We start from the raw sequence: 24,093 nt of genomic DNA on the forward strand, positions 1-24,093 counted from the left end.
AGGCGGCCACCCCATGACAGTCACCAACCGGACCCTCGCTCAGGCCCCGGCCGCGCGTCCCCTCACACCACGCCAGGTCGGATGCGCGGCGATGTTCGGGAACGCGATCGAGCTGTACGACTTCATGCTCTATTCCTTCGTCGCGGCCACGGTGTTCGGCCCGCTGTTCTTCCCGGGTTTCGAACCGTGGCTCGGGACCCTCGCCGCGCTGAGCGGGCACGCCGTGGGCTTCCTCGCGCGGCCCGTCGGCGCGGTCGTGTTCGGGCGGGTGGGGGACCGGCTCGGCAGGCGGCCCGCGCTGCTGGCCTCACTGCTGCTGATGGGGGTCGCCACAGTCGGCGTCGGGGTGATGCCGACCTATGCGACCATCGGCGTCGCCGCACCGGTCGCGCTCGTCGTGCTGCGGCTGGCGCAGGGGCTGGCGGTGGGCGGAGAGTATCCGGGGGCGGTGGTGGTCGCCGTCGAGCACGCGCCTCCCGGACGTGCCACGCTCTACGGTGCCCTGCCGCAGATCGGGAACATGCTCGGCATCCTGCTGGCCGGGGTGTCCATGCTGGTGACGAGCCTGGCCGTCGGTACGGACACCTGGCAGGCGTGGGGATGGCGGGTGCCCTTCTGCGCCAGTGCGATCCTGGTCCTCTTCGGCCTGGCCCTGCGGATGCGGCTCGCCGAGACCCCGGAGTTCGTCGAGGCGTCCGAGCGGGTCGCGGCCGGTCGCGAAGAGCCGGGGGCCCTCGGCAGGCTGCTGCGGGACGCGCACCGGCCGCTGCTCACGTGCGTGCTGATGTGGATCGGGCCGGTCACCTTCGGCTATGCCTTCCTGACCAGCCTGCTGGCGTATGTGAAGAAGTACGAGCCGGGACTTTCGGCGACCGTGGTCCAGTCGGGACTCGTGCTGACCGCGGCGGTCCTCGTCCTCCTGGTGCTGACGGGCGGCCTGTACGGCGGCCGGTGGGGGAGCGGGCGGGTGGTGATCGGCTCGGGGCTGCTCACGGCGCTCTGGGCGGTCCCCTCCTACCTGCTGATCGAGACCGGCGTCCCGGCGGCGCTGTGGCTGGCGATGATCATCGGTGCGATCGGCTACGGCCTGTTCGGCGGCGTCGTCCCGGCGACCATGGCGCACCTGTTCCCCGTCGAGGTGCGCTACCTCGGGGTCGCGGTCGCCATCGCGGTGAGCACCCTGGTCGGCGGCGGACTGATGCCCCTCGCCGCGCTCGCGGCGGTCGGCCACTACGACGGATCACCGGTCCCGATGATGGTGATGATGGGCGTCGCGGGGCTGGCGACCCTGGTCGGCGGCGTGCGCCTGCAGCGCTCACGTCCCCGGCGCGGGCGGCCCGTCCCCGCCGCGGCGCGGGGACGATCATGACGCTGGACCCGCAGGCCGCGGCCGTGGTGGAGGCCCTTGGACGGCGGCCCGGCGCGCGCGCCGCCGATGAGGTGACGGTCTCCGAGGCCCGCGCGCGCACCCGCGGCCTGATCGGGCTGCAGGCCGCGCCCCAGCCGGTCGCCATGGTCCAGGGGGCCGTCGTTCCCGGCTCCGGCCGGCGGGCCCGCGTCTACTACCCGGCGGGGGAGGCTCCTTTCGGCTGCCTCGTCCTGCTGCACGGCGGCGGCTGGGTGACCGGCGACCTGGACACCCACGACCGGCCCGCGCGGCGGCTGGCGAACGCGTCCGGATGCGCGGTCGTCACCGTCGACTACCGCCGGGCGCCCGAGCACCCCTTCCCCGTACCGCTGGACGACTGCCTGGAGGCGATCCGCTGGGTCGGACGCGAATCCGGCCGTCTTGGAATCGACCCTTCGCGGATAGGCGTCGCCGGGGACAGCGCCGGCGGCAACCTCGCGGCGGCGGCCTGCCTGCGAGCGCGCGACGAGGGCGGGCCCGACGTCGCGTTCCAGGCGCTGATCTACCCCGTCACCGATGCCGCCTGCGCGACGTCCTCATACGACGCCTACCGGACGGGCTACGGCCTGCGGCGCGACACCATGACCTGGTACTGGAAGCACTACCTGGGCGGCGGCGCCGACGGCGCTCACCCGTATGCCTCGCCGCTGCGGGCCGCCGACCTGAGCGGCCTGCCCCCCGCCTTCGTGGCCACGGCCGAATGCGATCCCGTCCGCGACGACGGCGAACTCTACGCGGCCCGGCTGGCAGAGGCGGGCGTACCGGTCACGCACAGGCGCTACAGCGGGATGATCCACGCCTTCTTCCTGATGGACGGCGTTCTGGACCGCACCGCCGTCCTCATCGAGGAGACCGCCCGCGAGGCCGCCCGAACCCTCATGCCCTCGAACCCGCCTCTATGAGAACCGGAAGGAAACCATGAACACACCGCCCAAGGTGGCCCTGGTCGTAGGAGCCCAAGGAGTCATCGGCCGCCGGCTGGTAGAACACCTGGCGGAGGCGGGCGACTGGGACGTGATCGGTCTGTCGCGCCGCGGCGGAACCGATTCCGGCCGGGTCCGCCACCTGTCGGTCGACCTGCTGGACCGCGACGACTGCGCCAAGCGGCTCGGAGAGCTGACCCACGTCACCCATGTCTTCTACGCCGCCTACCAGGACCGGCCGACATGGGCCGAACTGGTGCCCCCCAACCTGGCCATGCTCGTCAACGTGGTCGACGCCGTGGAGCCCGTCGCGAAGGGCCTCCGCCACATCAGCCTCATGCAGGGCTACAAGGTCTACGGGGCGCACCTCGGTCCGTTCAGGACCCCGGCCCGGGAGGACGACCCGGGCCACATGCCGCCCGAGTTCAACGTCGACCAGCAGGACTTCCTGGAGAGCCGCCAGCAGGGCGCCTCCTGGACATGGTCGGCCATCCGCCCGTCCGTGGTCTGCGGCTTCGCCCTCGGGAACCCGATGAACCTGGCCATGGTGATCGCCGTCTACGCGGCGATCTCCAAGGAACTGGGCCTGCCGCTGCGCTTCCCGGGCAAGCCGGGCGCCTACGACAAGCTCCTGGAGATGACCGACGCCGGCCTGCTCGCCCGCGCGACCGTCTGGGCGGCGACGGACGAACGCTGCGCCAACCAGGCGTTCAACATCAACAACGGCGACCTCTTCCGCTGGAACGCCCTGTGGCCCAAGATCGCCCGGTTCTTCGACCTGGAGGCGTCCGATCCCCTCCCCATGAGCCTGGAGACCGTGATGGCCGACAAGGGCCCCCTCTGGTCCTCCATGACCGAGAAGCACGCCCTGGAGCCGCACCCGTACGAGCACCTCGTCTCGTGGCCCTTCGGCGACTTCGTCTTCTCATGGGACTACGACATGTTCGCCGACGGTTCCAAGGCCCGCCGCTTCGGCTTCCACGAGTACATCGACACGGAGAAGATGTTCCTCGGCATCTTCACCGACCTCCGCGACCGCCGCATCATCCCCTGACCGGCGCCGGCCTCCCGGGCCGCGGCCGGGACGATCACCGCCCCGGCCGCGGTCTCCGAGCGACCTTGATCGGGCCGGCGCCGGCGCCGGTCAGCTGTCGAATCGGCGATCAGCCGCTGGCGACAGGTCATGTTGTTCCCGTGGTGCTCGGGGGCTCGCCGCTCCGCCGGTGAAGGGACTCCGCGTCCTGAACCCGGCCGCCGAGCCTCTGACGTGCCGCCTCCAGGAGTTGCGGGCTGGAGACGACGACCCACCGGGTCCCGACGAGGTACGTCCCGCCGTACATCGAGGAGTATTCGAGCCAGTCCTGCTGGGCCTTGTCGGAGGCGAACGTGTTGAGCACGTACTTCCCCGACGCCGTCGTGCAGATGGCCTGCCGATAGTCGACCGCCTTGCCGCGCACCTGCGGAGTGCAGCCCATCTTGCTTCCGATCTGTTCGATGCTCGCTGGAGCGGTTTCCGGGCCGTCAGCCTGAGAGGGCCTCGCCCCGCCGTCGGCGGAACCGCCAGTGCCGCAGCCTGTGCCCATGGCCAACACCATGGCGCCCGCTCCCAGCGACACGGCGACGCGGAGTCCATGGCGCAGGGTCCTCATCGTCGCCCCTCGAATGGCTGGAACCGGCCCGTTGGCAGGTCCTTTACGGATTGTCGAAGACCGGTACGCCAGGGACTCCTCGACGGTTCACCGGACGAGGGCGGCTTGACTGATCGTGCTTCAGAGCTATCATTCCAGTATGGCGATTGATTCCAGATATGGAATGTCTTCTTTGGACGGGCTGGCGCCCGCCGCGGCGCTGTTCCACTCCCTCGCCGATCCGGTGCGGTTGTCGATCGTGCAGCGGCTGGCGCTGGGGGAGGCGAGGGTGGTGGACCTGACCCGCGAGCTGGAACTGGCGCAGTCCACGGTGTCCAAGCACCTGGCCTGCCTGCGCGGCTGCAAGCTTGTGGACTACCGCGCCGAGGGCCGCCAGTCCTTCTACTTCATCGCCGCGCCGGAACTGCTGGACCTGCTGCGCTCGGCAGAGCGCCTGCTGTCGGCCACCGACCGCGCCGTCGCGCTATGCCCGACCTACGGCACCGCATGCGATCAGCCGATGGGTTCCTGACCTACCGAGGCGAAGGATTTTGGAGGACGCCGTGGCGATCAGCGCACTGGTCATCTACCTGCTCTGGGCCGTGCTGGCGTTCGGGCTGCGCACCTTTCTGCAGTGGCGCCGCACCGGCGACACCGGCTTCCGCGGCGGCGGCCTGGAGAAGGGCACGGTGCAATGGTGGGCTCGCATCCTGTTCACCGGCGCGCTGATCGTCGGTGCCGCCGGCCCGGTCGCCGCGCTGGCCGGGCTCCCCGCCTTCGGTGCTCTGGAAGACGCCGCCGTCCAGGCGGCCGGGATCGTGCTGGCACTCGCCGGTGTGGCGGGCACGCTGGCCGCGCAGGCTTCGATGGGAACGTCCTGGCGCATCGGTGTCGAGGAGGACGAACGCACCGAACTGGTCACCGGCGGCGCGTTCACACTGGCCCGCAACCCCATCTTCACCACGATGGCCGTCACCGCCGCGGGGCTGGCCGTCATGGTCCCCAACGTGATCGCGCTGTGCGGCCTCGTCCTGACCTTGGCCGCCGTCCAGATGCAGGTCCGCGCCGTCGAAGAGCCGTACCTGCTGCACGCCCACGGCGACGCATACGCCCTCTACGCCGCGAGGGTCGGACGGTTCCTGCCCGGCATCGGACGCCTCACCCCCCAAGCCGCCCGACGGTGACACACGCCGCCCGGACGACCGGACACCGCTGCCACCGCCCCGGGGCCACCCGGATACTCTGCCCGATGGCACGGAAACGAGGGAGCCGATGACGTACGCCGTGACATCGGACGGGACCCGCGTCGCCTACCAGCTCCAGGGCCAGGGGGCGCCGCTGGTGCTGCTGGCGGGCCAGGCCAACGACCACCACTGGTGGGATGCTGTGCGTGCCGACTTCCATTCGGCTCGCAGCACTCTCACGCTCGACTACCGCGGCACCGGCGACAGCGACAAGCCCGATGCCCCCTACAGCACCGAACTGTTCGCGCAGGACGTCATCGCCGTCCTCGACGAACTCGGCATCGACCGGGCCGACGTCTACGGCACGTCCATGGGCGGACGGGTGGCCCAGCAGATCGCGGCCCGCCATCCCCACCGTGTGGGCGCCCTCGTTCTCGGCTGCACCTCGCCCGGCGGCCCGCACAGCGTCGTACGCGGCAACGATGTCCGCAAAGCCCTGGCGCAACCTCAGCCTGAAGCCGTGCGGCAGGCCCTGCTGGAGTTGATGTACACCCCTCGATGGCTCGCCTCCCATCCGGGCCCGCACCACACCCTCGGCGACCCTCGCATGCCTGCCCACGCCCGGCGCCGCCACCTCGCGGCGAGCAACCAGCACGACGCCTGGGACCTCCTGCCGGACATCAGCGCCCCCACCCTGGTCGTCCACGGAAGCGACGACCGGCTCAACCCCGCCGCCAACGCGCCCCTGCTCGCCGACCGCATCCCCGGCGCCCGACTGCACCTGGTCCCGGGTGCCCGGCACGCCTACTTCGAGGAGTTCCGCACCCACGCCAGCCCCCTCGTCCTTGACTTCCTGACCACCGCGCACAAGCCGTAGGCGCCTCTTCCACTGGTTCCGGGCAGGACGATGGGGCCGGCCGGCGGCGATGATCCGGGTGGAGTCGAAGACGAAGCTGATCGCCTCAGTGCTCGCGGGAGGCTGCCGCGAGCAGCGCGCCGACCGCCGTGGACACCGATGACGCGAAGGGCACCTCGGGCGGGAGCCGGTCACGGTCCCAGCCGGGGCCTCCGACCACCGTCTGCAGTGCAGGATGCTGGGCGGCCAGGTCGGTGAGCCAGGACGGGTCACCGGTCTCGGAGGTCTGCGACCACACGAACGCCGAGTGCGCCCCGGACCGTTTGACCGCGGCCGCCAGGGCCGGTGGAGGCACTCGCGCACCCAGCATGAGTCGTGCCGCGCCGGTCTCGGCCAAGGCGGCCGCCAGTACGAGGAGCGGCAGGACGTGCTGCTCATTCGGGGCGCATGCCAGGATCACGGGACTTCGGATCCTGCCGGTTGAGAACTGCGCCTGAGGCGACGTCACCGCGAGGAGACAGCGCGATACCGCGGCCGAGAGCAGATGCTCCACTTCGATGTACCGGCCGGTGGTCGCATGCTTGCTTCCGAGGTCGACGAGCACCGGTGCGATCACCTGTTCCCACGCCGCGATGACGCCCTCGTGCCGCAGGGCCGACTCCAGGATGCCGGTCATCGCGAGCTCGTCCAGTTCCATCGCCGCATCCTCGAGGTTCCTGATCCGCGTGGCCGGCGAAGGGCCGTGCTCGGCGGCGGAGTCGTCCAGAGCATCGCGGCTGCCGGCGGCACCGTGGCTCCGCGGCCCCTCGCCCCGTCCGTGCGGCGTGTGCAGGGCCGCCTCGGCGGCCTCCGCCGGGGGCGTCCCGGCGGAGATCATCTGCTGCATGGTCTCCAGCCGGGCGATGTCGGCCGGGGTGTAGCGGAGATGCCTGCCAGGGCCGCCGCCCGTCGGGCCCACGCCGTAGTGGCGGTCCCAGTCGCGCAGCGTGGAGGGCGCCACACCCAGCCGGCGCGCCACCGCCGCCACCCCGAGCCCGCTCATCCCGGGACCCGCCTCCCCGCCAGTCAGGTCGTCCATGCTCACCCTCTACCCAGGGAGGTCCGCGAAGAGGTATTGGAAGCGTCAGCTCTGCACCGGTCGTCCCCGGGGCCGACCTGCCTCCGGTGGGCCCCGGCGGCGCGCCAGGCCATCGGCCGCGTGCATCCGGCCTGCTTCCCGATGGGCCTCGTATATTCATATATTTCCTATTGACTTACTAGATCATCTCTCGCAAGCTGACTGCCGTGAGTCCCCTGCTCCATCGGCCTCATCGTCGGCGCGGTCGCCGGGCCGGTCCTGGCCCTGCTCGCCAGGCTCGCCGAGGTCGGGCAGGTCCCGCGGCCCCCCTCCTCCGCCCCGGCTAACGCGGCCCAGCCGGTAGCCGCAGGGGCTCGGTGCCTCGTGGCGGGATCTCGGCGGTCGTTGGCATTCGCGCCACTTCTGCGGCGTCGCCGCGGCCAAGATGCTGGTGCGATGCCGAGCGAGATCCCCGTGTCGTCCGACCGCCGGTCATGGCGGGACTTCCGCCTGCTGTGGGCTGGACAGAGTGTGAGCCTGGTCGGTGACCAGGTCTTTCTGCTGGCACTCCCGCTGGCCGCGCTGCAGGAACTGCACTCCGGCACGATGGAGATCGCCGTCCTCGCCGCGCTCGGGAGGCTGCCGTTCCTGCTGATCGGGCTCCCGGCCGGGGTCTGGGTGGCGCGGCTGGGCATGCGGCGATCGATGCTCGGCGCCGACCTCGTGCGCGCCCTGGCCGTCCTGTCGCTGCCGGTCGCGGCCTGGCTGGACGTGCTGACGCTGCCGCATCTGCTGCTGGTCGCGCTGGTCACCGGGATCGGCATGGTGTTCTTCCAGGTGGCCTACCAGTCCTACACGCCCACGCTGATCACGGACGACGACCGGTTGCACGCCGCCGACACCCGGCTTTCGGTCTCCGAGTCGACCTCGCTGCTCGTCGGCCCGGGCATCGCCGGGGTCGTCGTCAGCGGCCTGGGGGCCGCGCGGGCGCTGCTCACCGATGCCTGCAGCTACCTCGTCAGCGTGCTGACCCTGGCATTGATCGCGCAGCGCGACCCGGAACCGGAGGTACCGGCGGCACGGCGCCCCGTGCGCCGGGAAGTGCTCGACGGGCTGCGGTTCGTGGCGCGGCACCCGGTGCTACGTCCGATCATGGTCTGCGGCGCGCTGTACAACCTCGGCGTCGCCATGTACGACTCGCTCCTCGCGGTGTTCGCGGTCGAGCACCTCGGCCTGGACGCCTGGCTGCTCGGCGTGGCCCTCGGGATCGGCGGCAGCGGATTCCCGCTGGGCGGCCTGCTGGCACGCCCCGTGGCGAACCGTTTCGGCATCGGGCCGTCACTGACGATCGCCGGCGTGCCCTCGGTGCTCGGGCTGGCCGTCGGCGCGGCGGCCGCCGGCCCGTGGCCGGCCGTGCTGCTGACCGCCGGGACGTTCGTCAACGGGATCGGCCAGGGCATGTTCGCCGTCAACGCCATCACCATCCGGCACCTGGCCACACCGCCGGAACTGGCCACCCGGGCGACCGCGGTCCACCGCTTCCTCACCTGGGGCACGCTCCCCGTCGGCTCGGCGGCCGCCGGGCTCGTCGGCACCGCGTTCGGCCTGCGAGCGGCGATGCTCGCCGCGGCCGCGACGGCCATGGTGTGCATGCTGCCACTCCTCGCCCGGCCACTGCTGCGGACAAGACGACTCCACCGTCACCCGGCCGCCACCGCCCAACCGGCTTGACCACCGGACGGTGCTCGAACCTGGCCCTCGCTGTAGGGCCGCGTGATCGTCAGCGGGTGCTCGGGGTGATGCCGAGGACGTCATGCAGGTGGACGCCGTCGGTGGCCCAGCGTATGAGGGCGGCCTTGTCGATGAGGTGGATTCCGGCTTTGGCGGAGAAGGTGCGGGCGTCGCGGGTGTACCCACTGGTGGTGACGACGAGCTTCAGCCGGGCCTGGTAGATGTGCCAGGCGGCCCCGGCGACCTTCTGGACGTCGTCGGACTTGACCTTGTTGTTCGGGCCGTAGTGCTTGACCTGGACCATCCAGCGTTCGCCGAGGACGGCGTCGTAGGCGATGACGTCACCGGAGAAGTCGCCCGCCTTCCCGTTGTGCTCCGCGGGGATCCCGTCGCGGACCATCAGGTGGACGACGGCGAGCTCGAACTCCCGCCAGTGCATGTCCCGCATCTGCTCGAAGGTCAGACTGAAGGATCTGATCCGCTCCCGGCGCTCTTGTTCGGCGGCCCACAGCGATCGCCAGTAGCGGTCGGTGCCGAACGCGATCACTGCCAGCGCGGGCAAGGCCAGATACCAGTAGGTGGTCGACAGGCGCCAAAGGAACAACAGAACCCAGACCAGGGCCAGCGCCAGGATCACCCATAAGGCCCATCCCTGGGGGCTGCGCGGTCTTGTGGGGAACTCGAACCAGCCGGGCAGCCACCAAGGGCGAACGTTCCCGAACTCCTCCCCGGCCCGGCCGTGCTCCATGTGACCCCTCCTGTCCGCGATGACGGGACCGTGGTCAGGATCGAAACACGCCGGACCGACAGGACCCGTTACAAATCCGGGACAGTAAGAGCTTTGTCCACCGGGCGGCAGACGGGCGTGCCTGCAGCAGGACGTCGATCGGCGCCTCGCGGCCCACCGCGCTGATGGTGGTTGGGTCAGTTGGGGGCCGGGGTGTCGACGAGGCCCAGGCGGAAAAGGCTCTCGGCGGTGTCGATGATGGTGGTGGCGGTGTCACGCGGTGTCCAGCCGAGGACGGTGCGGGCCTTCGCGGTGTTCAGGGCGGGGACCTCGCCCAGCCGGCCGGCGGCCTCGCGCATCGCGGGGTCGGTGCGGGCCGCTTCGCGCACCTGGTCGGCGGTCAGCTCGCGGGTCGGCACCCGGGCTGCGCGGCCGCCCAGGCTCTCGGCCAGGATGCGCGCCATTCCCAGGAAGCTGATCGCCTCGCCGGCGGAGGCGAGGAAGCGCTCGCCGGCGGCGGCGGGGGAGGTCATCGCCCGCACGTGGAGGTCCGCGACGTCACGCACGTCGACCACGCCGAAGTACAGGGGCGGGACGGACGCCATGGCCCCCGCCAGCATCGCCTTCACCATCGCGGCGGAGGCGGACAGGCGCGGCCCGAGCACCGGGCCGAAGATCCCGGTCGGGTTGACGACCGCCAGCTCCAGGCCGTCGCCCTCAGCGGCCACGAAGTCCCACGCGGCCCGCTCCGCGATGGCCTTCGACCTGACGTACGCGGAGTTGTCGTCGGCGGGGTCGGTCCAGTCGGTCTCGTCGTACGCGCGGCCGTCCGCCCTCCGGCTGTAGCCGATCGCGGCGAACGACGAGGTCAGCACCACCCGCCGCACGCCGCCGTCCCGTGCGGCCCGCAGCACGCGCAGCGCGCCGTCCCGTGCGGGGACGATCACGTCGTCGTCATGGGCGGGCCGCGCGGCGGGGAACGGTGAGGCGACGTGCAGGACGTGCGCGCAGCCCGCCACCGCGGCGTCCCAGCCGCCGTCCGCCGCGAGGTCGGCCGCGACGATCTCGAGCCGCCCGTCCGGGTCGGTGCCGTGGACGTTCAGCGCCGCCCGCACCTCCGCGGCGCGGTCGAGGGACCGCACCGTGGTGCGGACGCGGTGGCCGTCCCGCAGCAGGCGCCCGACGACGTGAGCTCCGACATAGCCCGTTCCGCCGGTCACCAGGACCCGGTCGTGTGAAGTTTCGCCTGTCATGTTCTCCCCCTGTTGACGTGCTGTTTTCGGAGTGGCCCAGGGCAGGCCGCATCGCGGCGCGGCGGTGCTGCCGCGCCGTGGTGGGGCCGCGTCAGCGCAGCTCGCGCATGACCGGCAGGAGCGCGTCGACCGCGCGGTGCTCGGCCTCGAGGTCGCCGCGCTCCCTCGCGTCCCACAGATCGGCCTTCAGCCGCAGGTACCGCAGCCGGATCCGCATGCGTTCCAGCTCCTCGTCGACCCGCTCGGCATTGCGGAGGAACAGGTCCCGCAGCTGCGCGGCCTCCCCGCCTCCCTCGGCCAGATGCCCGAGATAGGAGCGCATGTCCTGGACGCTCATGCCGGTCGCCCGCAGGCAGCCCAGCGCCTCGACCGTCCGGACCGCCGCCGGGTCGTGGCGCCGGTGGCCGCTGCTCTCGTCGCGGTCCACCGGGTCGATGAGGCCGATCTTCTCGTAGTACCGCAGCGTCGGCTCCGAGAGGCCGCTGAGCCTGGAGACCTCCTGGATCGTCAGCTGAGCGGCGTCCTCGACGTTCTGTGTCGCTGCCATGCGTCCACTCTCGGATACTTGAAGCGCTTGAAGTCAAGCCGAAACCTGCCCCCGCACGCCCCCACCATGCCCGCCGCCCCCGACGTCGACCGGCCCGGCGGGTACGAGACCGGCACGGAGGGCACGGACGAGACGTCGGGGCCAGAGCGCCCGCCACCGCCGGCCGACCGTCCCGAGACTCCGGAGCCGGGCCCCGAGGAGAACGAAGGTGCCCGGGGGGCCCTGTAGCTGCAGAATCCGCCGAAGGCGAGGCGGGTGCCCGTTACCGGCGCCTCCGTGCCTTGAGGATCTCCTGGAGCAGGGAGTCCGGTTCTTCGGCGTTGACGATCGTCCACTGGGTTCCGCCCGGGACGATCGCCCACCACTCGTAGGTGTAGCGGCCCCACCAGCACACGACGCCGGTGAACCGTTTCTCCAGTTCGGCGATCGTCGTCACGTGGGCAGGGTCTGGGGCGGCCGGGGGAGTGGAATATGGGGTCCCGGATCTCTGGGTTCGGTGCGAGCGGGCGGCGCGGATGGCGGTCACATACGGGATGAGGATGCGGGTGATCTGCCTGGCCGCGTGGCTGGGGTCGGTGTGCGGGGCGAGGTCTTCGCCGGTACTTGACCTGAACCACCACACTCCCGGCGTCGATCCCGGGACGAGCGTGATCCTCTCGCCGAACTGCGGGACGTCGCGGTCGAAGACGTGGACGAGCGGGTGCGGTCCGTCATAGCGCGGGACGACCTCCCAGCCCTGCCGGGCGACTTCTTCGGCAAGTCGGTCGAGACGGCACGTTATAGCCGAAGCTGGGGCGCCGACGTTCCGCTGCTTCGGTTCGGCCCATTTCATTTACCAGCTCACCCACTTACTGGGTTGGCTGCTAGGTCGGGTGGACGCGCGACTGCGTTCGTGGACTAGAGCCTTACGTAGCTCTTCTGCGCTTCCACATACAACAGTCGCGTCTACGCCTTCCCTGGGGTCGCGCAGAGTGGCAACCCAGTCGCCTGCATTTCCGTCCTGGCGTCTGGCGCGCCAGATGCGATGCCCTTGGAAGTCTTCGCGGAGTTGCGCTAGCGCCTGCTCAGTGGGGTTGACGGGCGTCTCCATGATCGTTGAACTTTCGTGTGCGATTTCTCTCCGTTATGGCTCCGTATCTTGCTGTGATCGGACTATCTTTGGGAAGAGTAAGAAGTCCAACGAGAGAAACCCCTTGGTGGGGCGTTGGAAAATCGCCCTGCTTTCGGATCTTGGAGACCGTCATGCCGCGCCGCCCCCGCGATCCTGGTGTTCCGTCCTCTCCGGTCGAGTACTTCGGTACGGAGCTGCGAGCCTGCAGGGAGGCTGCTGACCTGTCTCGACCGCAACTCGCCGAAAGGCTCGGATACACCCCGCAATGGATTGGCCAGGTCGAGTCAGGTAAAAACGGACCTTCGGAGGAGTTCGCCAAGGACTGTGACACCTACTTCAAGACCAACGGGACCTTCTACCGCATCTGGGAGTGGACCCGAGACTTCGGGCGCCTCCAGGTCCTCCCGCCGGGGTTCCCGGACTTCGTCGTACGCGAGCGGGAGGCCGAGGTGATCCGCATCTTCGAGACCATGGTCATCACGGGACTGTTCCAGACGCCCGAGTACGCGCACGAGGTCCTCAAGCTGGGGAAGACCGCCGAGGCGGTGGGGCAACTTGTATCAGCGAGGATGGAGCGACAGGCGATCCTCGACCGGGAGGACGCGCCCCACGTCTTCGCGATCTTTGACGAAGGTGCCGTTCGTCGCCCAATCGGAAACTCGGACGTGATGCGGGGGCAGATTCAGCACCTGATGGACCTGGCGGAGCTGCCCAACGTCACGATCCAGATCGTCCCGACGGCTAAGGGAGCCTACCCGGGGCTGCCGGGTGCGTTCACGATCCTGGCTTTTCAAGACGCACCAGATGCCGTGCGCGTCGAGGGGCATGTAGGTGGTCAGCTCGTCGATCACCCTGTGGTTGTCCGGAAGTATGGGGTACGTTTCGATTTGATCAGAGCCTCGGCGATGTGCGCTGAGGATTCTCTGGGCCTCTTCCAGACGATCTTGGAGAGTCTATGAACCCACAAGACCCGCAGGCCGCGCAAAGGTGGGCCCGCCGCCGCAGTGGTGACACTCGAGGGCAGCGGGTTGAGGCTAGGTTCGAGTCCCCGAATTGGCGAAAAAGCAGCTACAGCACCGACACCGGGGACCAGTGCATTGAGCTGGCGTCTATAAGGGCAACTTCGCCTGATTGGCGTAAGCGCAGCGGTAGTGACGACACTGGAGCCCATTGCGCCGAGGTGGCGGATCTGGCGGCGGCGGTGGCGGTGCGGGACTCCAGGGACCCGAGCGGGCCGCAGTTGGTCTTTGGTGCCGCCGCGTGGGAGGCGTTCGCGGGCCGGGTCAAGGGCGGGCATCTCGACCTGGGTTGAGACCCGCCAGGCGAGTGCGCCGATGGGAGGCCCCGGATGGGAGAGGCAGTTCCTGAGCTGGCCCGGATGCTAGTTTGTGGGTGAGGCGCCAGCACCCGTTGAGACCATGAGGAGACCTCCGATGACGGCGATGCCTGAAGAGCCGCCGTTCGTCCGTGACGACCTTCGAGAAGCGCTCGCCGCGCTCGACGTGATGCCGGGTTTCCGTGCCGAGCTGGTAGATGGAGAGATCATCGTGTCCCCGACCCCCGATGGGCAGCACGAGACCATCATTGTGGCGGTCGATGACTGGGTGCGTGACGTCCATGGCTTGCGGTTGCATCGGAATCTGACGTTGATCAGTCCGGAGGGGGAGTACGTGCCTGACGGGATCGCCGCTCCCAAGGGTGCGTTCGCGGGCCGCGAGTGGCACAGCAAACCCGACGGGGTGGCGATGGTCCTGGAGGTGACGTCGGGGAGTCGGCGGGACCGCAAGGGTGCCGAACGTGATCGCGGGCCCAAAAGGCGCGGCTACGCCGCCGCCGACATCCCGCTCTACCTGCTCATCGACCGCTTGGACGGCAAGGCCACGATCTTCTCCGAGCCGCGCGGCGACGACTACGCCCACATCGTCTCCGTCGCGTTGGGGGAGGACCTCCCCATCCCCGCCCCGCTCGAAGGCGTGCTGCCCACCCGCGATTTCTGACCTCGCCGCCGCCGCACCCGCGTTCCGTGTCAGGGGCGGGGGGTGCGGAGGCCGTCTACGAGGATCGAGAGCAGGCGCGGTGCTCGCGCGTCGAGTTCGGTGTCGTCCAGCCGTGACAGCCAGCTGATGAGCACGATGACGTCGCGGGCCTCGGCGTCGGCGCGGACGCTGCCGGCCGAGCGGCCCGCGGCCAGCAGGAGTTCCAGCGCCTCGCCGATCGGGCCGAGGCTGTGGGCGGTGAGGTCCTGCCACGTCGCGGCCTCGACGGCGGCGAAGATGTCGCGCTTGACCCGGGCGTAGGCGGCCACCCGGTCGAACCACGCCGCCAGCGCGTCGAGCGGCCGGTGGGTCGCGAGCAGCCGCGGAGCCTCGGCGACCAGTTCTTCCACCTCCCGGCGGTAGACCTCGGCAAGGAGGTCCTCGCGCGTCGCGAAGTGCCGGTACAGCGTGCCCTGGCCGATGCCGCAGGCCTTCGCGACCGCGTTGAGCTTCAGCTCTCCCGGCTCGCGGACGAGATCGCGGGCAGCCTGGAGGATCCGCTCGCGGTTGCGCTGCGCATCCGCACGCCGCTTTCCGCGGCCCTGGTCAGAAGCGGACACGTGTCCGCTAAGGTTGTCGGCATAACCGGACATGTGTCCCATTCTAGGCGGAGGTACGTCATGAGCGTTCACGGCAAGGTCATCGCTGTCACGGGAGCCAGCAGCGGAATCGGGGAGGCGACGGCCCGTCACCTCGCCTCCCTCGGTGCGGCCGTCGTCCTCGGCGCCCGGCGCACCGAGCGGCTGGACCGGCTGGTCGCCGAGATCCGGGCCGCGGGCGGGGAGGCGGCCGCCATGCGCGTGGACGTCACCGAGCCCGGCGACCTCCGGTCGCTGGTCTCCCTCGCGGTCGAGCGCTTCGGTCGGTTGGACGTCCTGGTCGCCAACGCCGGGATCAGCAAGATCGGCCCCATTGCGGACCTGGACGTCGAGGGCTGGTCGGCGATGGTCGACGTGAACGTCAAGGGCGTCCTGAACGGGATCGCCGCGGCCCTGCCGGTGTTCCGCCGTCAGGGCGGCGGTCATCTCGTCACCGTCGTCTCGACCTCCGGCCTGAAGATCGTCCCCACCCAGGCGGTGTACGCCGGGACGAAGAACGCGGTGCGCACCCTCCTGGAAGGCCTGCGGCAGGAGAGCACCGACGGGGTTCTGCGGACGACGTCGATCTCCCCGGGCTACGTCCGCACCGAGTTCATAGACAACGCCGTCGACGATCCGGCCCTGCGCGAGCAGGCCAGGCGGGACATGGCCGATCTCGGCATCGACCCCGCGGCGGTGGCCCGGGCCATCGCCTTCGCGATCGACCAACCCGACGACGTCGAGATCGGGGACCTGACCATCCGCCCCGCCCGCCAGGGCTGAGCGAGGGCATCTCGAAGCTGGACAGGCTTTCGGACAGGTGTCCAATTCGGGTACGGTCGAGGCCCGTCACGGCGGAGGAGGGCCGGTGGACGATCTGCCAGAGCTCGGTTTCTACGGGCTGGCCGGGCATTCGGGAGCCCCGCGCGACCTGCTCGGCGAGGTCGCCGAGGCCGAGGCCATGGGGCTCGGCTCGGTGTTCCTGTCGGAGCGTTTCAACACCAAGGACGCGGCTGTGCTGGCGGGAGCCGCGGCCGCGGCCGGCACCCGGATCGGCATCGCCACCGCGGCCACCAACCACAACACCCGGCATCCCCTGGTGACCGCGACGCTCGCCACTACGATGCACCGGATGACCGGTGGGCGGTTCGCGCTCGGTCTGGGGCGGGGCTTCGACATGCTCTTCGACGTGATGGGCCTGCCCCGCGTCACCCAGGCCCAGCTCGACGACTTCATCGGCATCATGCGCCGGCTGTGGCGGGGAGAGGCGGTCGCCGGGCACGACGGCCCCGCCGGGAACTACCCGTACCTCAGCCAGGACTCCGCGTTCCGCGAGGACATCCCGGTCGTGCTCATGGCGATGGGCGAGCGGACGCTGGAGTTCGCGGGCCGGGTGGCCGACGGGGTCGTCCTGCACACCTTCTTCACCGACGAGACCCTGGTCCGCGCGGTCTCCTCGATCCGCCGGGGCGCCGCGGCGGTGGGCCGCGACCCCGCCTCGGTACGGGTGTGGTCGGTCCTGGCCACGGTCGGCGACCATCTGGACGAGGAGGCCCGCCTGCGCAAGCTCGTCGGACGCCTGGCCACCTACCTGCAGGGCTACGGTGACCTGCTGGTCCGGGTCAACGGCTGGGATCCGGCCGACCTGGCCCGATTCCGCGCCGACGACCTGGTCCAGGGCTACCCCGGCGCCTTCGACGCGCTCGCCACGCCGGACGAACTCCGGCACCTGGCCGGGCTGCTGCCCAAGGAATGGCTGGAGGCGGCGGCGACCGGCTCTCCCGAGCAGTGCGCGCGGCGCGTCCTCGCCCAGTTCGACGCCGGCGCCGACAGCGTCGTCCTGCACGGCGCCACCCCCGCCGAGCTGGCCCCGGTGGTCGACGCGTACCGGGCGGTGCGACCCGCCGAGCGGTTCGAGGGGCTGCCCCGCAACCCGGGCCGTGCCCAGGCGGGGGCATCGTGACCGGCGAGCCCGCCCGGCTGGACGCCGCGTGGCTGAGCGAGGTGCTCGGCGCGACGGTGACCGGCGTCCGGTGGCGGCCGGTCGGGACGGGGCAGATGAGCGGCTGCTTCCGGGGCGAGCTGACCGGCGACGGAGTTCCCGCACGGCTGGTGGCCAAGCTCCCGGCCGCCGACCAGGCGACACGGGAGATGCTCAAGGGCATCTACCGGACGGAGGTGCGCTTCTACCTCGACCTGGCCCCGACGGTGGCCGTGCGCACCCCGGCCTGCCGGTACGGGACGCTCACCGAGGACGCCACCGACTTCGTCCTGCTCCTGGAGGACCTGCATCCCGGCGAGCAGGGCGACCAGCTCACCGGGTGCGCCGCCGGAGAGGTGCTGGACTGCGTGGTCAACCTCGCCGGACTGCACGGTCCCCGCTGGTGCGACCAGGCCCTGCTGGATCTGGACTGGCTGCACCGCACCGGTCCGCAGGACGGCGACGCGGTGACCGGCGCGCTGGGCCCGGCCACCGAGATCTTCATCGACCGTTTCGCGGACCGGCTGGCCGCCGAGGACAAGGCGACGCTGCGGGCCGTCGCCGTCCACGCCGGCCGGTGGATCACGGCGCGACCGGAGCGGTTCGCCCCCGTCCACGGCGACTACCGCCTCGACAACATCATCTTCGGGGCCGGCGGCGGGCCCGGCGTCGCCGCGGTCGACTGGCAGACCCTCACCGTGGGGCTGCCCGCCCGCGATCTGGCCTACTTCCTGGGCACCGGCCTCACCGTTTCGGATCGCCGCACCCACGAGCGTGATCTGGTCTCCGCCTACCACCGCGCTCTGGCCGGCCACGGCGTGACCGGCTACTCCTTCGAGCAGTGCTGGGACGACTACGTCTTCGCCTTCCTCCAAGGCCCCCTGATCACCGTGCTCGGCTGTGCCTACGGCACTCCCACCGAGCGCGGCGACGAGATGTTCCTCGCCATGGCCGCCCGGTCCTGCGCCGCGATCCGCGACCACGGCTCGCTCGGCAGGGTTCCATGAATCGGTCCCCTGAGAAGAGCGGGCAGCTCGCGGATCCGTGACAGGTGCCGCGCAGAGGTCGGCGCGTGCGGGCTTTCGCTGGAGTTGTCACAGCCCGGACGTATCGCCTGTCTCTCACTGGCGACCCCCTGTTGATGTCGCCCTGAGGCGAAGCAGTGACTGGAGGGACCAGTGACGACCAGCTACGGCGCAGGCCGCGCCGGACGGCCTCTTCCCGCGCGGGTGCGGCCATGACCAGGACGACCCTGCACTGGGAGGAGGAGGCGGCATGCCGATCGCTCGATCCCGACCTGTTCTTCCCCGTGGCCGACGAGACCGTCTACGCGGCGCAGATCGCGGTGGTCCGCCGGGTCTGCGCCGCCTGCCCCGCGGCGAGCCTCTGCCTGGAATGGGCCCTGACCACGGGTGAGCCGGACGGCATCTGGGCGGGCACCACCCCGGGTGAGCGCCGCCGTCTCCGCGCCGCCCGGAGACGGGCCCGCCCGGCGGCCGAGCCCGCTCGACCTGGCACCCGGGCCGACGCGGCGTGAACCGGCGCGGGCCGGGGACGGCCGCGCTTCCACCGGAGCCGCCACGGAGGCCGCCCACACTGGGATCATGGAATCGGTGCGGCCGATCATCCCGGGGCGCGACAAGGGCGCCCCGGGACGCGGTCGAGCGGAGCCCGGGCGCGCGACGAAGGCGGTAGCGGTGGAACAACGCAGGCACGGCGCGGGCCACGGGGGGAACGTCGCGCTGCTCGGGCGGGGACCGGAGCTCGCCGTCGTCGACGAGATGCTCGCGGCCGTCGACATGGGCGAGAGCCGGGTGCTCGTGGTGCACGGCGCGCCGGGCGTCGGGAAGTCGGCGCTGCTCGGCTACGCGGAGCACGCGGCGACGGGCATGCGGGTGCTGCGCGCGGCCGGCGTCGAGTCGGAGATGGAGCTGCCGTTCGCCACGCTCCACCAGTTGTGCGCGCCGCTGCTGGACCGGCTGCCGCACCTCCCCGCGCCACAGCGCGCCGCGCTCGAGACCGTGTTCGGGATCCGGTCGGAGGCGCCGCCCGAACGGTTCCTGGTGGGGCTCGCGGTGCTCAGCCTCCTGTCGGACGCCTCGGAGGAACGTCCGCTGCTCTGCGTCGTCGATGACGCCCACTGGGTGGACCAGGCGTCGCTGCAGGTCCTCGGCTTCGTGGCCCGGCGGCTGCTGGCGGAGTCGGTCGTCCTGCTGTTCGGTGCGCGGGAGCGCTCCCAGGACCTGCGCGGACTCCCCGAGATGGAGGTCGCCGGCCTCCGGGACGCCGACGCCCAGACCCTGCTGGACTCGGTCACCTACGGCCGCCTCGACCAGCGCGTCCGCGACCGGATCGTCACCGAGACCCGGGGCAATCCGCTGGCCCTGCTGGAGCTTCCGCGCGGGCTCAGCGTGACCCAGATGGCGGGCGGGTTCGGTCTCCTGCGCTCGGACACGCTGCCGGGCCGGATCGAGCAGAGCTTCCTGGCCCGGATCGGCGGCCTGCCCGAGGAGGCGCGGCTGCTCCTGCTGATCGCCGCCGCCGAGCCGGTCGGCGACCCGACCCTGGTGTGGGGCGCCGCCCGCAGGCTCGGCGTGGCGCGGACGGAGGCGCTCGCCGACGGGACGCGGGAGTGGCTGTCGCTGGACGCGCGCGTGACGTTCCGCCATCCCCTCGTGCGCTCGGCGCTCTACCGGTCGGCGTCGAAGGAGGACCTGCGGGCGGTGCACCTGGCGCTGGCGGAGGTCACCGACCCCGAGGTCGACCCGGACCGGCGCGCCTGGCACCTCGCGGCCGCGGCGCCCGCGCCGGACGAGGCCGTCGCAGCGGAACTGGAGCGGTCCGCCGACCGGGCGCAGGCGCGCGGCGGGCTGGCCGCGGCCGCGGCGTTCCTGCAGCGGTGCGTCACGCTGACCGTCGACACGGCGCGGCGCGCGGAGCGCGCGCTGGCCGCCGCCGACGCCACCCTCCAGGCCGGCGACCTCGACGCCGCGCGCCGGTTCGCCGACATGGCCGACCGCAACGCCCGGGACGAGTTCCAGCGCGTCCGGGCGCATCTGGTCCGCAGCCACATCACCTTCGCGGCCGGCCTCGACCAGGAGGCGCCGCCGCTGCTGCTGACGGCCGCGCAGCGTCTCGAGCCGTTCGACATGGACCTCGCGCGCGAGACCTACCTGATCGCGTGGGGCACCGCGGCGCTGATCGCCGCGCACTCCGACAGCCTCGTGGCGATCTCGGAGGCGATGAGGGCGCTCCCGGCCCCGCAGGGGGCCCCGGACGCCCTCGACCTCGTGCTCGAGGGCTACGCGCTGCTCGTCACCGAAGGTCGCGCCGCCGCCGCCCCGGCGCTGCGGCGGGCGCTGGCCGCGCTCGCGGACCTGCCGGTGCGCGAGGTCCTGAAATGGGGCTGGGTGGCCAACGGCGTCAGCGCCGCCGTCTGGGACGACCGGGCGATGCGCGTCCTCGTCGGCCGGGTCGTCGAGGGGGTGCGGGCCGCGGGCGCCCTGACCGAGCTCCCGTTCTGCCTGACCTCCCTCGGGATAGCCGTCGCCTGGACCGGGGACTTCACCGCCGCCGCCGCGATCGTCGCGGAGATCGAGGACGTCTCCGCGGCGACCGGGGTGCCCATCGCGCCGCACGTCGAGCTCCGGCTGAACGCGCTGCGCGGCCGGGAGGCCGAGGCCGAGGCGCTGATCGCCGCCACGATCGAGGAGGTCGGCGCGGGCGGCCAGCTGATGGGCGTCACGGTCGCGCAGTGGGCGGCGGCGGTCCTCTGCAACGGTCTCGGCCGCTACCGGCAGGCGCTGGCGGCGGCCCAGGTCTGCACCCGGATGGCCGAGCTCTGGGTGTCGGTCTGGGCGCTGCCCGAACTGGTCGAGGCGGCGGTGCGGGCCGGGGAGGACGACATCGCCCGTGCGGCGCTCGACGACCTGGCGGACGCGACGGAGCCGTCCGGCACGGACTGGGCGCTCGGCGTGCTCGCCCGATCGAGGGCCCTGCTGAGCGACGGGGCGGCCGCGGAGGAGCTCCACGTCGAGGCGATCGAGCGGCTGGGCCGCACGCAGCTGCGGCCCGAGCTCGCGCGCGCCCACCTGCTCTACGGCGAGTGGCTGCGCCGGAGCCGCCGGCGGGTCGAGGCGCGGGACCGGCTGCGGACCGCCTACGACATGTTCGCTTCGATCGGGATGGAGGCGTTCGCCGAGCGGGCCCACCGCGAGTTGCTCGCCACGGGGGAGAACGTCCGCAAACGCACGGCCGACGTCTCGTCCGGCGAGGAGCTGACGCCGCAGGAGCGGCAGATCGCGCTGCTGGTGCGGGAAGGGCTGACCAATCCCGAGATCGGCACCCGGCTCTTCATCAGCCCGCGCACGGTCGAGTGGCACCTGCGCAAGGTCTTCGCGAAGCTGTCGATCACCTCTCGCAGGCAGCTGCGCGACGTCCTGCCGCCCAGCGAGCACGCTCTGACCCCGGGCTGAGGCGAGGCGGGTTCGGGCGGGGCGTCTTCTCGCGGGCGCCGGAGTGTGCGAGCCGGTCCGGTCCCCCGATCTAGTGCGCGCCTGCGGGTGCGGACATAGTTGGCCGCGCAGCACTAATTCCGCAATATGGGCGCACGCAGCGGCGGGGCCGGGCACGGGACGCCGCCCCGGCCCGCCCCGGCTAGCAGGGGGTCAGGGGCGGCGCAGTCTCGCCGCGTGTGATCGGGCGGTGGTCGCGGTGGCCTTGTCGCCGAGGGCTTCGGCGACGTCGGCGTGCTTGAGCCAGTTGAATGGGCTGTCTGGTCGCGCGCTGATCCGCTCGCTGACCAGGACGCGGGCCAGAGTGAGCCGGCCGGAGCGGAGGGCGGCCTGCAGCAGGGTCTTCTGCACCGCGTCGCGTTGCGCGTGGCTGCCGCCGAACTCGTAGACGTGGTGCCTGATGGGGGCGAGGAGGTCGACGACGGCGGTGTGGTCGCCGCGGCCGTAGGCCGCCAGGGCGCGGCAGACCGGGAGGCCGACGCGTGCCGTCATGGCCTGGTTGGTGGCGCCAGGCAGCGGGGAGGCCAGGTAGGCCTCACGGTCGGCGATCAGCCGGTCCGCCTCCTCGAAGCGGCCGGCGCCGACGAACGACATCACCGCGTGCATGTCGTTGAAGGCGTAGAACGGCTGCTGGACCTTGGGCGCCCAGGCGTCGGCCAGAGCGTTCCACCGCGCGGTATGGTCATCGCCTTCGAGAAGCAGCCGCCAGAGCAGGGAGGCGGCGTCCAGCAGCTCCATCGCGGTGCCCGTCGACTCCGGACCGTGCAGCACGGCGTCGTAGATCTCCAGTGCCCGGGCCGCGTCCCCCGCCTCCAGTGCGTAGAGCGCGTAGTGCCACCACGCGTGCACGTTGAGGAACGTGCCGGTCGACCAGTCGGTCAGGCGCTCGTCCATGTAGGCGGTCCCTCGCCGGAACCGGCCTTGCATCTCGTAGGTGTGGACGACCGCGTGGATGCCCCACACGTCCTTCGGGTCGAGCTCGACCGCGCGCAGGCCGACCTCTTCCGACCGGTCGTAGTGCCCCGCCTCCTCCAGCCCGAAGGCGTACATGCCGAGCAGCTGACCGAAATGCCGGTCGGCCTCGGTCCACGCCGTCAGCGCACCGCCGACCCGGTCGCGCAGCGCGCGGGCGTCCCCGGTGAAGAAGTCGATCTGGTGGCCGACGAACAGCGCCAGGGCGTCTCGCGGGTACTCCTCGCTGATCCGGCCCAGCAGGCGGCCGCAGCCGAGGAGGTCGCCCAGCACCAGGCGTTCGAGCGCCGCGACGTGGGCCCGTTCCCGGGGAAGGAGCCCGCCGTCGTCCACGCGCGACCGGAAGGTCCGGAACCGCTCCGCCGCGGTCCGCGCGTGGTCGGATTCGGTGCTCAGCAGCCCGAGGTACACCGACAGGACGTTGCCCAGCGGAAAGTCGGGATCCGCTTCGAGCGCGCGCTTCGCCTCGGCGTCCACCTCCGGGCGGAAGTGCATCAGTTCATGGATCGCGCTGTCGTAGTGTTCGAGCGCGGTGCGGCCGGCCGCACCGACGGCGAGTCCGTGCTCGTCGGTCCTCATGGCCGTCAGGGTTCCGCGGGGCGTTCGACGTCCGCCCACAGGCCGGGGAGGTTGACCACGATCCCCTCCTGCGTGCTGCGTGCGATGACCACGACCGCCTCCTCGTCGGGGGAGGGGTTCTCCTCGCGATGCGGGACGTAGGGCGGGACGAAGATGTAGTCGCCCGGCCCGGTCTCGACGCGGACCTCCTCGGAGCCCTCGGCGAAGACGAAGACCGGGTGGCCCGAGACGATGTAGATCGCCGTTTCCGCCTCGCCGTGGTGGTGGTCGCCGGAGCTGGTCGCGGGCCCGACGTGGGTACGGCCCATCCAGAGCCGTTCCGAGCCAACGCTCCTGCCCGAGATCGCCTCGTACCTGCGCATCCCCGAGGTCTGGGCGGTATCGGGATCCAGGTCGGCGCCGCGGACATGCTCGATGCGCCCATGCCAGGCGGCCGTCCCCCGCGCGCGATCAGACATCGGTGGGACTGTCGCTCGCACCCGCGGTGATCACTGTGTGCTCCCTTCCCGGTGGGGGACGATTCAGCCTCGCACGCGGTCGTTCGCGCAGGCAACGGAGCCGCCGGATCAGGGGCTCCGGGGGCCGGTCCGGGGGAATGTGCCCTTCTTTCAGGGAGTTCTAACGGTGATGAGTGAAGGGACGGGCGCGGGGGCGGCGCGGACGCGCGAGGTGCTGGAGGGTGAGCGCGAGCGCACGCTCGCGGCCGTCCGCGCGCTGGAGCGCGACCGTGAGGGGATCGTGGAGTCGGCCCGGCTGTCGGCCGTGGACGACGAGCACGATCCCGAGGGCGCGACGCTGGGGTTCGAGCGCGCTCACGTCGAGGCGCTGCTCGCTTCGGCCCGGGGCCGTCTGGACGATCTCGACCGCGCTCTCGAACGGCTCGCCGCGGGGACCTACGGCGTCTGCACGTCCTGCGGCGGCCCTGTCGGCGCCGGGAGGCTGGAGGCCCGTCCCGCCGCGGCGCTCTGCATTTCCTGCGCCTGACCCGCTCCCGCCCGCGGACGGAGT

At 71.6% G+C, this 24,093-nt stretch carries 26 protein-coding genes; 17 read left to right on the plus strand and 9 right to left on the minus strand.

Annotation, left to right across the window (positions count from 1 at the left end; genetic code table 11):
* Positions 1 to 13 precede the first annotated feature (13 nt).
* Genes FKD65_RS41835 through FKD65_RS41845 form a run of 3 tightly spaced genes read left to right on the plus strand, consistent with a single transcriptional unit; the run spans position 14 to position 3,385 of the window.
* The gene (locus FKD65_RS41835) at positions 14 to 1,369 is read left to right on the plus strand and encodes an MFS transporter (RefSeq protein WP_141585481.1); all 1,356 of its coding nucleotides are present in this window, start codon (positions 14 to 16) and stop codon (positions 1,367 to 1,369) included.
* Entirely contained in the window at positions 1,366 to 2,310 is a 945-nt protein-coding gene (locus FKD65_RS41840) for an alpha/beta hydrolase (protein ID WP_141585483.1), read from the plus strand. The genes FKD65_RS41835 and FKD65_RS41840 overlap by 4 nt, the downstream gene beginning before the upstream one ends.
* 16 nt (positions 2,311 to 2,326) lie before the next feature.
* Entirely contained in the window at positions 2,327 to 3,385 is a 1,059-nt protein-coding gene (locus FKD65_RS41845) for an SDR family oxidoreductase (protein WP_141585485.1), read from the plus strand.
* 127 nt (positions 3,386 to 3,512) lie between these two features.
* Here FKD65_RS41845 and FKD65_RS41850 read toward each other — a convergent pair whose 3' ends face one another.
* Positions 3,513 to 3,806 (minus strand): hypothetical protein, encoded by a 294-nt coding sequence (locus FKD65_RS41850; protein WP_141585487.1) that lies wholly within the window; start codon positions 3,804 to 3,806, stop codon positions 3,513 to 3,515.
* Positions 3,807 to 4,143: 337 nt separating this feature from the next.
* Here FKD65_RS41850 and FKD65_RS41855 point away from each other — a divergent pair, with 337 nt between their 5' ends.
* The 3 genes from FKD65_RS41855 (at position 4,144) to FKD65_RS41865 (ending at position 6,020) form a co-directional block, all read left to right on the plus strand.
* Positions 4,144 to 4,491, plus strand: coding sequence for a helix-turn-helix transcriptional regulator (locus FKD65_RS41855; protein ID WP_141585489.1), 348 nt, complete (start codon positions 4,144 to 4,146; stop codon positions 4,489 to 4,491).
* A 31-nt stretch (positions 4,492 to 4,522) separates the two neighbouring features.
* Positions 4,523 to 5,143, plus strand: a complete 621-nt coding sequence (locus FKD65_RS41860; RefSeq protein ID WP_141585491.1) for an isoprenylcysteine carboxylmethyltransferase family protein — start codon at positions 4,523 to 4,525, stop codon at positions 5,141 to 5,143.
* A gap of 88 nt (positions 5,144 to 5,231) precedes the next feature.
* Entirely contained in the window at positions 5,232 to 6,020 is a 789-nt protein-coding gene (locus FKD65_RS41865; protein WP_141585494.1) for an alpha/beta fold hydrolase, read from the plus strand.
* 85 nt (positions 6,021 to 6,105) lie between these two features.
* Here the strand turns inward: FKD65_RS41865 and FKD65_RS41870 are convergent, their stop codons facing one another.
* A complete protein-coding gene (locus tag FKD65_RS41870; protein WP_141585496.1) occupies positions 6,106 to 7,077 on the minus strand; it encodes a MerR family transcriptional regulator in 972 nt (323 codons plus the stop codon).
* A 435-nt stretch (positions 7,078 to 7,512) separates the two neighbouring features.
* Here FKD65_RS41870 and FKD65_RS41875 point away from each other — a divergent pair, with 435 nt between their 5' ends.
* The gene (locus FKD65_RS41875) at positions 7,513 to 8,787 is read left to right on the plus strand and encodes an MFS transporter (protein ID WP_141585498.1); all 1,275 of its coding nucleotides are present in this window, start codon (positions 7,513 to 7,515) and stop codon (positions 8,785 to 8,787) included.
* A 49-nt stretch (positions 8,788 to 8,836) separates the two neighbouring features.
* Here FKD65_RS41875 and FKD65_RS41880 read toward each other — a convergent pair whose 3' ends face one another.
* The 3 genes from FKD65_RS41880 to FKD65_RS41890 all read right to left on the minus strand — a co-directional run bounded on the left by FKD65_RS41880 (position 8,837) and on the right by FKD65_RS41890 (position 11,314).
* The gene (locus tag FKD65_RS41880) at positions 8,837 to 9,535 is read right to left on the minus strand and encodes a restriction endonuclease (RefSeq protein WP_141585500.1); all 699 of its coding nucleotides are present in this window, start codon (positions 9,533 to 9,535) and stop codon (positions 8,837 to 8,839) included.
* A gap of 176 nt (positions 9,536 to 9,711) precedes the next feature.
* The gene (locus FKD65_RS41885) at positions 9,712 to 10,767 is read right to left on the minus strand and encodes an aldehyde reductase (protein ID WP_141585502.1); all 1,056 of its coding nucleotides are present in this window, start codon (positions 10,765 to 10,767) and stop codon (positions 9,712 to 9,714) included.
* 91 nt (positions 10,768 to 10,858) lie between these two features.
* Positions 10,859 to 11,314, minus strand: a complete 456-nt coding sequence (locus FKD65_RS41890; RefSeq protein ID WP_141585506.1) for a MerR family transcriptional regulator — start codon at positions 11,312 to 11,314, stop codon at positions 10,859 to 10,861.
* Positions 11,315 to 11,341: 27 nt separating this feature from the next.
* On the opposite strand from FKD65_RS41890, the gene FKD65_RS41895 reads away from it, so the two are divergent.
* Positions 11,342 to 11,542: a hypothetical protein gene (locus FKD65_RS41895; protein WP_141585508.1), complete on the plus strand. Its 201-nt coding sequence runs from the start codon at positions 11,342 to 11,344 to the stop codon at positions 11,540 to 11,542.
* Positions 11,543 to 11,576: 34 nt separating this feature from the next.
* On the opposite strand, the gene FKD65_RS41900 is transcribed toward FKD65_RS41895, so the two are convergent.
* Positions 11,577 to 12,146 carry a hypothetical protein gene (locus tag FKD65_RS41900; RefSeq protein WP_141585510.1) on the minus strand — a complete coding sequence of 190 codons (570 nt, stop codon included), beginning with the start codon at positions 12,144 to 12,146 and terminating at the stop codon, positions 11,577 to 11,579.
* A gap of 398 nt (positions 12,147 to 12,544) precedes the next feature.
* Here FKD65_RS41900 and FKD65_RS41905 point away from each other — a divergent pair, with 398 nt between their 5' ends.
* The 3 genes from FKD65_RS41905 (at position 12,545) to FKD65_RS41915 (ending at position 14,422) form a co-directional block, all read left to right on the plus strand.
* Positions 12,545 to 13,384 (plus strand): helix-turn-helix transcriptional regulator, encoded by an 840-nt coding sequence (locus FKD65_RS41905; RefSeq protein ID WP_240809858.1) that lies wholly within the window; start codon positions 12,545 to 12,547, stop codon positions 13,382 to 13,384.
* The gene (locus FKD65_RS41910; RefSeq protein WP_141585513.1) at positions 13,381 to 13,737 is read left to right on the plus strand and encodes a DUF397 domain-containing protein; all 357 of its coding nucleotides are present in this window, start codon (positions 13,381 to 13,383) and stop codon (positions 13,735 to 13,737) included. Before FKD65_RS41905 ends, FKD65_RS41910 begins: the two co-directional genes overlap by 4 nt.
* Before the next feature lie 121 nt (positions 13,738 to 13,858).
* A complete protein-coding gene (locus tag FKD65_RS41915) occupies positions 13,859 to 14,422 on the plus strand; it encodes a Uma2 family endonuclease (RefSeq protein WP_168221377.1) in 564 nt (187 codons plus the stop codon).
* Between the two features lie 29 nt (positions 14,423 to 14,451).
* On the opposite strand, the gene FKD65_RS41920 is transcribed toward FKD65_RS41915, so the two are convergent.
* The gene (locus FKD65_RS41920) at positions 14,452 to 15,021 is read right to left on the minus strand and encodes a TetR/AcrR family transcriptional regulator (protein WP_240809859.1); all 570 of its coding nucleotides are present in this window, start codon (positions 15,019 to 15,021) and stop codon (positions 14,452 to 14,454) included.
* A gap of 60 nt (positions 15,022 to 15,081) precedes the next feature.
* On the opposite strand from FKD65_RS41920, the gene FKD65_RS41925 reads away from it, so the two are divergent.
* The 5 genes from FKD65_RS41925 to FKD65_RS41945 all read left to right on the plus strand — a co-directional run bounded on the left by FKD65_RS41925 (position 15,082) and on the right by FKD65_RS41945 (position 21,495).
* Positions 15,082 to 15,822: an SDR family oxidoreductase gene (locus tag FKD65_RS41925; protein ID WP_141585520.1), complete on the plus strand. Its 741-nt coding sequence runs from the start codon at positions 15,082 to 15,084 to the stop codon at positions 15,820 to 15,822.
* 85 nt (positions 15,823 to 15,907) lie between these two features.
* Positions 15,908 to 17,002, plus strand: a complete 1,095-nt coding sequence (locus tag FKD65_RS41930; protein WP_141585522.1) for a TIGR03857 family LLM class F420-dependent oxidoreductase — start codon at positions 15,908 to 15,910, stop codon at positions 17,000 to 17,002.
* Positions 16,999 to 18,027, plus strand: a complete 1,029-nt coding sequence (locus FKD65_RS41935) for an ecdysteroid 22-kinase family protein (RefSeq protein WP_240809860.1) — start codon at positions 16,999 to 17,001, stop codon at positions 18,025 to 18,027. The genes FKD65_RS41930 and FKD65_RS41935 overlap by 4 nt, the downstream gene beginning before the upstream one ends.
* 230 nt (positions 18,028 to 18,257) lie before the next feature.
* A complete protein-coding gene (locus FKD65_RS41940; protein ID WP_141585524.1) occupies positions 18,258 to 18,557 on the plus strand; it encodes a WhiB family transcriptional regulator in 300 nt (99 codons plus the stop codon).
* 160 nt (positions 18,558 to 18,717) lie between these two features.
* Positions 18,718 to 21,495 carry an AAA family ATPase gene (locus FKD65_RS41945; protein ID WP_240809861.1) on the plus strand — a complete coding sequence of 926 codons (2,778 nt, stop codon included), beginning with the start codon at positions 18,718 to 18,720 and terminating at the stop codon, positions 21,493 to 21,495.
* Positions 21,496 to 21,687: 192 nt separating this feature from the next.
* Here FKD65_RS41945 and FKD65_RS41950 read toward each other — a convergent pair whose 3' ends face one another.
* Together FKD65_RS41950 and FKD65_RS41955 are read right to left on the minus strand one after the other, a co-directional pair.
* Positions 21,688 to 23,085, minus strand: a complete 1,398-nt coding sequence (locus tag FKD65_RS41950; RefSeq protein ID WP_141585529.1) for a tetratricopeptide repeat protein — start codon at positions 23,083 to 23,085, stop codon at positions 21,688 to 21,690.
* 5 nt (positions 23,086 to 23,090) lie between these two features.
* On the minus strand, positions 23,091 to 23,543 hold the full coding sequence (locus tag FKD65_RS41955; RefSeq protein ID WP_141585531.1) for a cupin domain-containing protein: 453 nt from the start codon (positions 23,541 to 23,543) through the stop codon (positions 23,091 to 23,093).
* A 169-nt stretch (positions 23,544 to 23,712) separates the two neighbouring features.
* Here FKD65_RS41955 and FKD65_RS41960 point away from each other — a divergent pair, with 169 nt between their 5' ends.
* Complete coding sequence (locus FKD65_RS41960) at positions 23,713 to 24,069, plus strand: TraR/DksA C4-type zinc finger protein (RefSeq protein WP_141585533.1); 357 nt, start codon at positions 23,713 to 23,715, stop codon at positions 24,067 to 24,069.
* Positions 24,070 to 24,093: the final 24 nt, after the last annotated feature.

It is taken from the genome of Actinomadura sp. WMMA1423, from assembly GCF_006547145.1.
Lineage (GTDB): Bacteria > Actinomycetota > Actinomycetes > Streptosporangiales > Streptosporangiaceae > Spirillospora.

What these genes read in the sequence shown, in the direction of transcription:
- FKD65_RS41845 (WP_141585485.1), top strand. Translation starts at nt 2,327, where the DNA reads ATGAACACACCGCCCAAGGTGGCCCTGGTCGTAGGAGCCCAAGGAGTC.
- FKD65_RS41855 (WP_141585489.1), top strand. Translation starts at nt 4,144, where the DNA reads ATGTCTTCTTTGGACGGGCTGGCGCCCGCCGCGGCGCTGTTCCACTCC.
- FKD65_RS41955 (WP_141585531.1), bottom strand. Translation starts at nt 23,543, where the DNA reads ATGTCTGATCGCGCGCGGGGGACGGCCGCCTGGCATGGGCGCATCGAG.
- FKD65_RS41880 (WP_141585500.1), bottom strand. Translation starts at nt 9,535, where the DNA reads ATGGAGCACGGCCGGGCCGGGGAGGAGTTCGGGAACGTTCGCCCTTGG.
- FKD65_RS41870 (WP_141585496.1), bottom strand. Translation starts at nt 7,077, where the DNA reads ATGGACGACCTGACTGGCGGGGAGGCGGGTCCCGGGATGAGCGGGCTC.
- FKD65_RS41865 (WP_141585494.1), top strand. Translation starts at nt 5,232, where the DNA reads ATGACGTACGCCGTGACATCGGACGGGACCCGCGTCGCCTACCAGCTC.
- FKD65_RS41875 (WP_141585498.1), top strand. Translation starts at nt 7,513, where the DNA reads ATGCCGAGCGAGATCCCCGTGTCGTCCGACCGCCGGTCATGGCGGGAC.
- FKD65_RS41910 (WP_141585513.1), top strand. Translation starts at nt 13,381, where the DNA reads ATGAACCCACAAGACCCGCAGGCCGCGCAAAGGTGGGCCCGCCGCCGC.
- FKD65_RS41950 (WP_141585529.1), bottom strand. Translation starts at nt 23,085, where the DNA reads ATGAGGACCGACGAGCACGGACTCGCCGTCGGTGCGGCCGGCCGCACC.
- FKD65_RS41940 (WP_141585524.1), top strand. Translation starts at nt 18,258, where the DNA reads ATGACCAGGACGACCCTGCACTGGGAGGAGGAGGCGGCATGCCGATCG.
- FKD65_RS41915 (WP_168221377.1), top strand. Translation starts at nt 13,859, where the DNA reads ATGACGGCGATGCCTGAAGAGCCGCCGTTCGTCCGTGACGACCTTCGA.
- FKD65_RS41850 (WP_141585487.1), bottom strand. Translation starts at nt 3,806, where the DNA reads ATGGGCTGCACTCCGCAGGTGCGCGGCAAGGCGGTCGACTATCGGCAG.
- FKD65_RS41890 (WP_141585506.1), bottom strand. Translation starts at nt 11,314, where the DNA reads ATGGCAGCGACACAGAACGTCGAGGACGCCGCTCAGCTGACGATCCAG.
- FKD65_RS41835 (WP_141585481.1), top strand. Translation starts at nt 14, where the DNA reads ATGACAGTCACCAACCGGACCCTCGCTCAGGCCCCGGCCGCGCGTCCC.
- FKD65_RS41925 (WP_141585520.1), top strand. Translation starts at nt 15,082, where the DNA reads ATGAGCGTTCACGGCAAGGTCATCGCTGTCACGGGAGCCAGCAGCGGA.
- FKD65_RS41960 (WP_141585533.1), top strand. Translation starts at nt 23,713, where the DNA reads ATGAGTGAAGGGACGGGCGCGGGGGCGGCGCGGACGCGCGAGGTGCTG.
- FKD65_RS41840 (WP_141585483.1), top strand. Translation starts at nt 1,366, where the DNA reads ATGACGCTGGACCCGCAGGCCGCGGCCGTGGTGGAGGCCCTTGGACGG.
- FKD65_RS41900 (WP_141585510.1), bottom strand. Translation starts at nt 12,146, where the DNA reads ATGAAATGGGCCGAACCGAAGCAGCGGAACGTCGGCGCCCCAGCTTCG.
- FKD65_RS41885 (WP_141585502.1), bottom strand. Translation starts at nt 10,767, where the DNA reads ATGACAGGCGAAACTTCACACGACCGGGTCCTGGTGACCGGCGGAACG.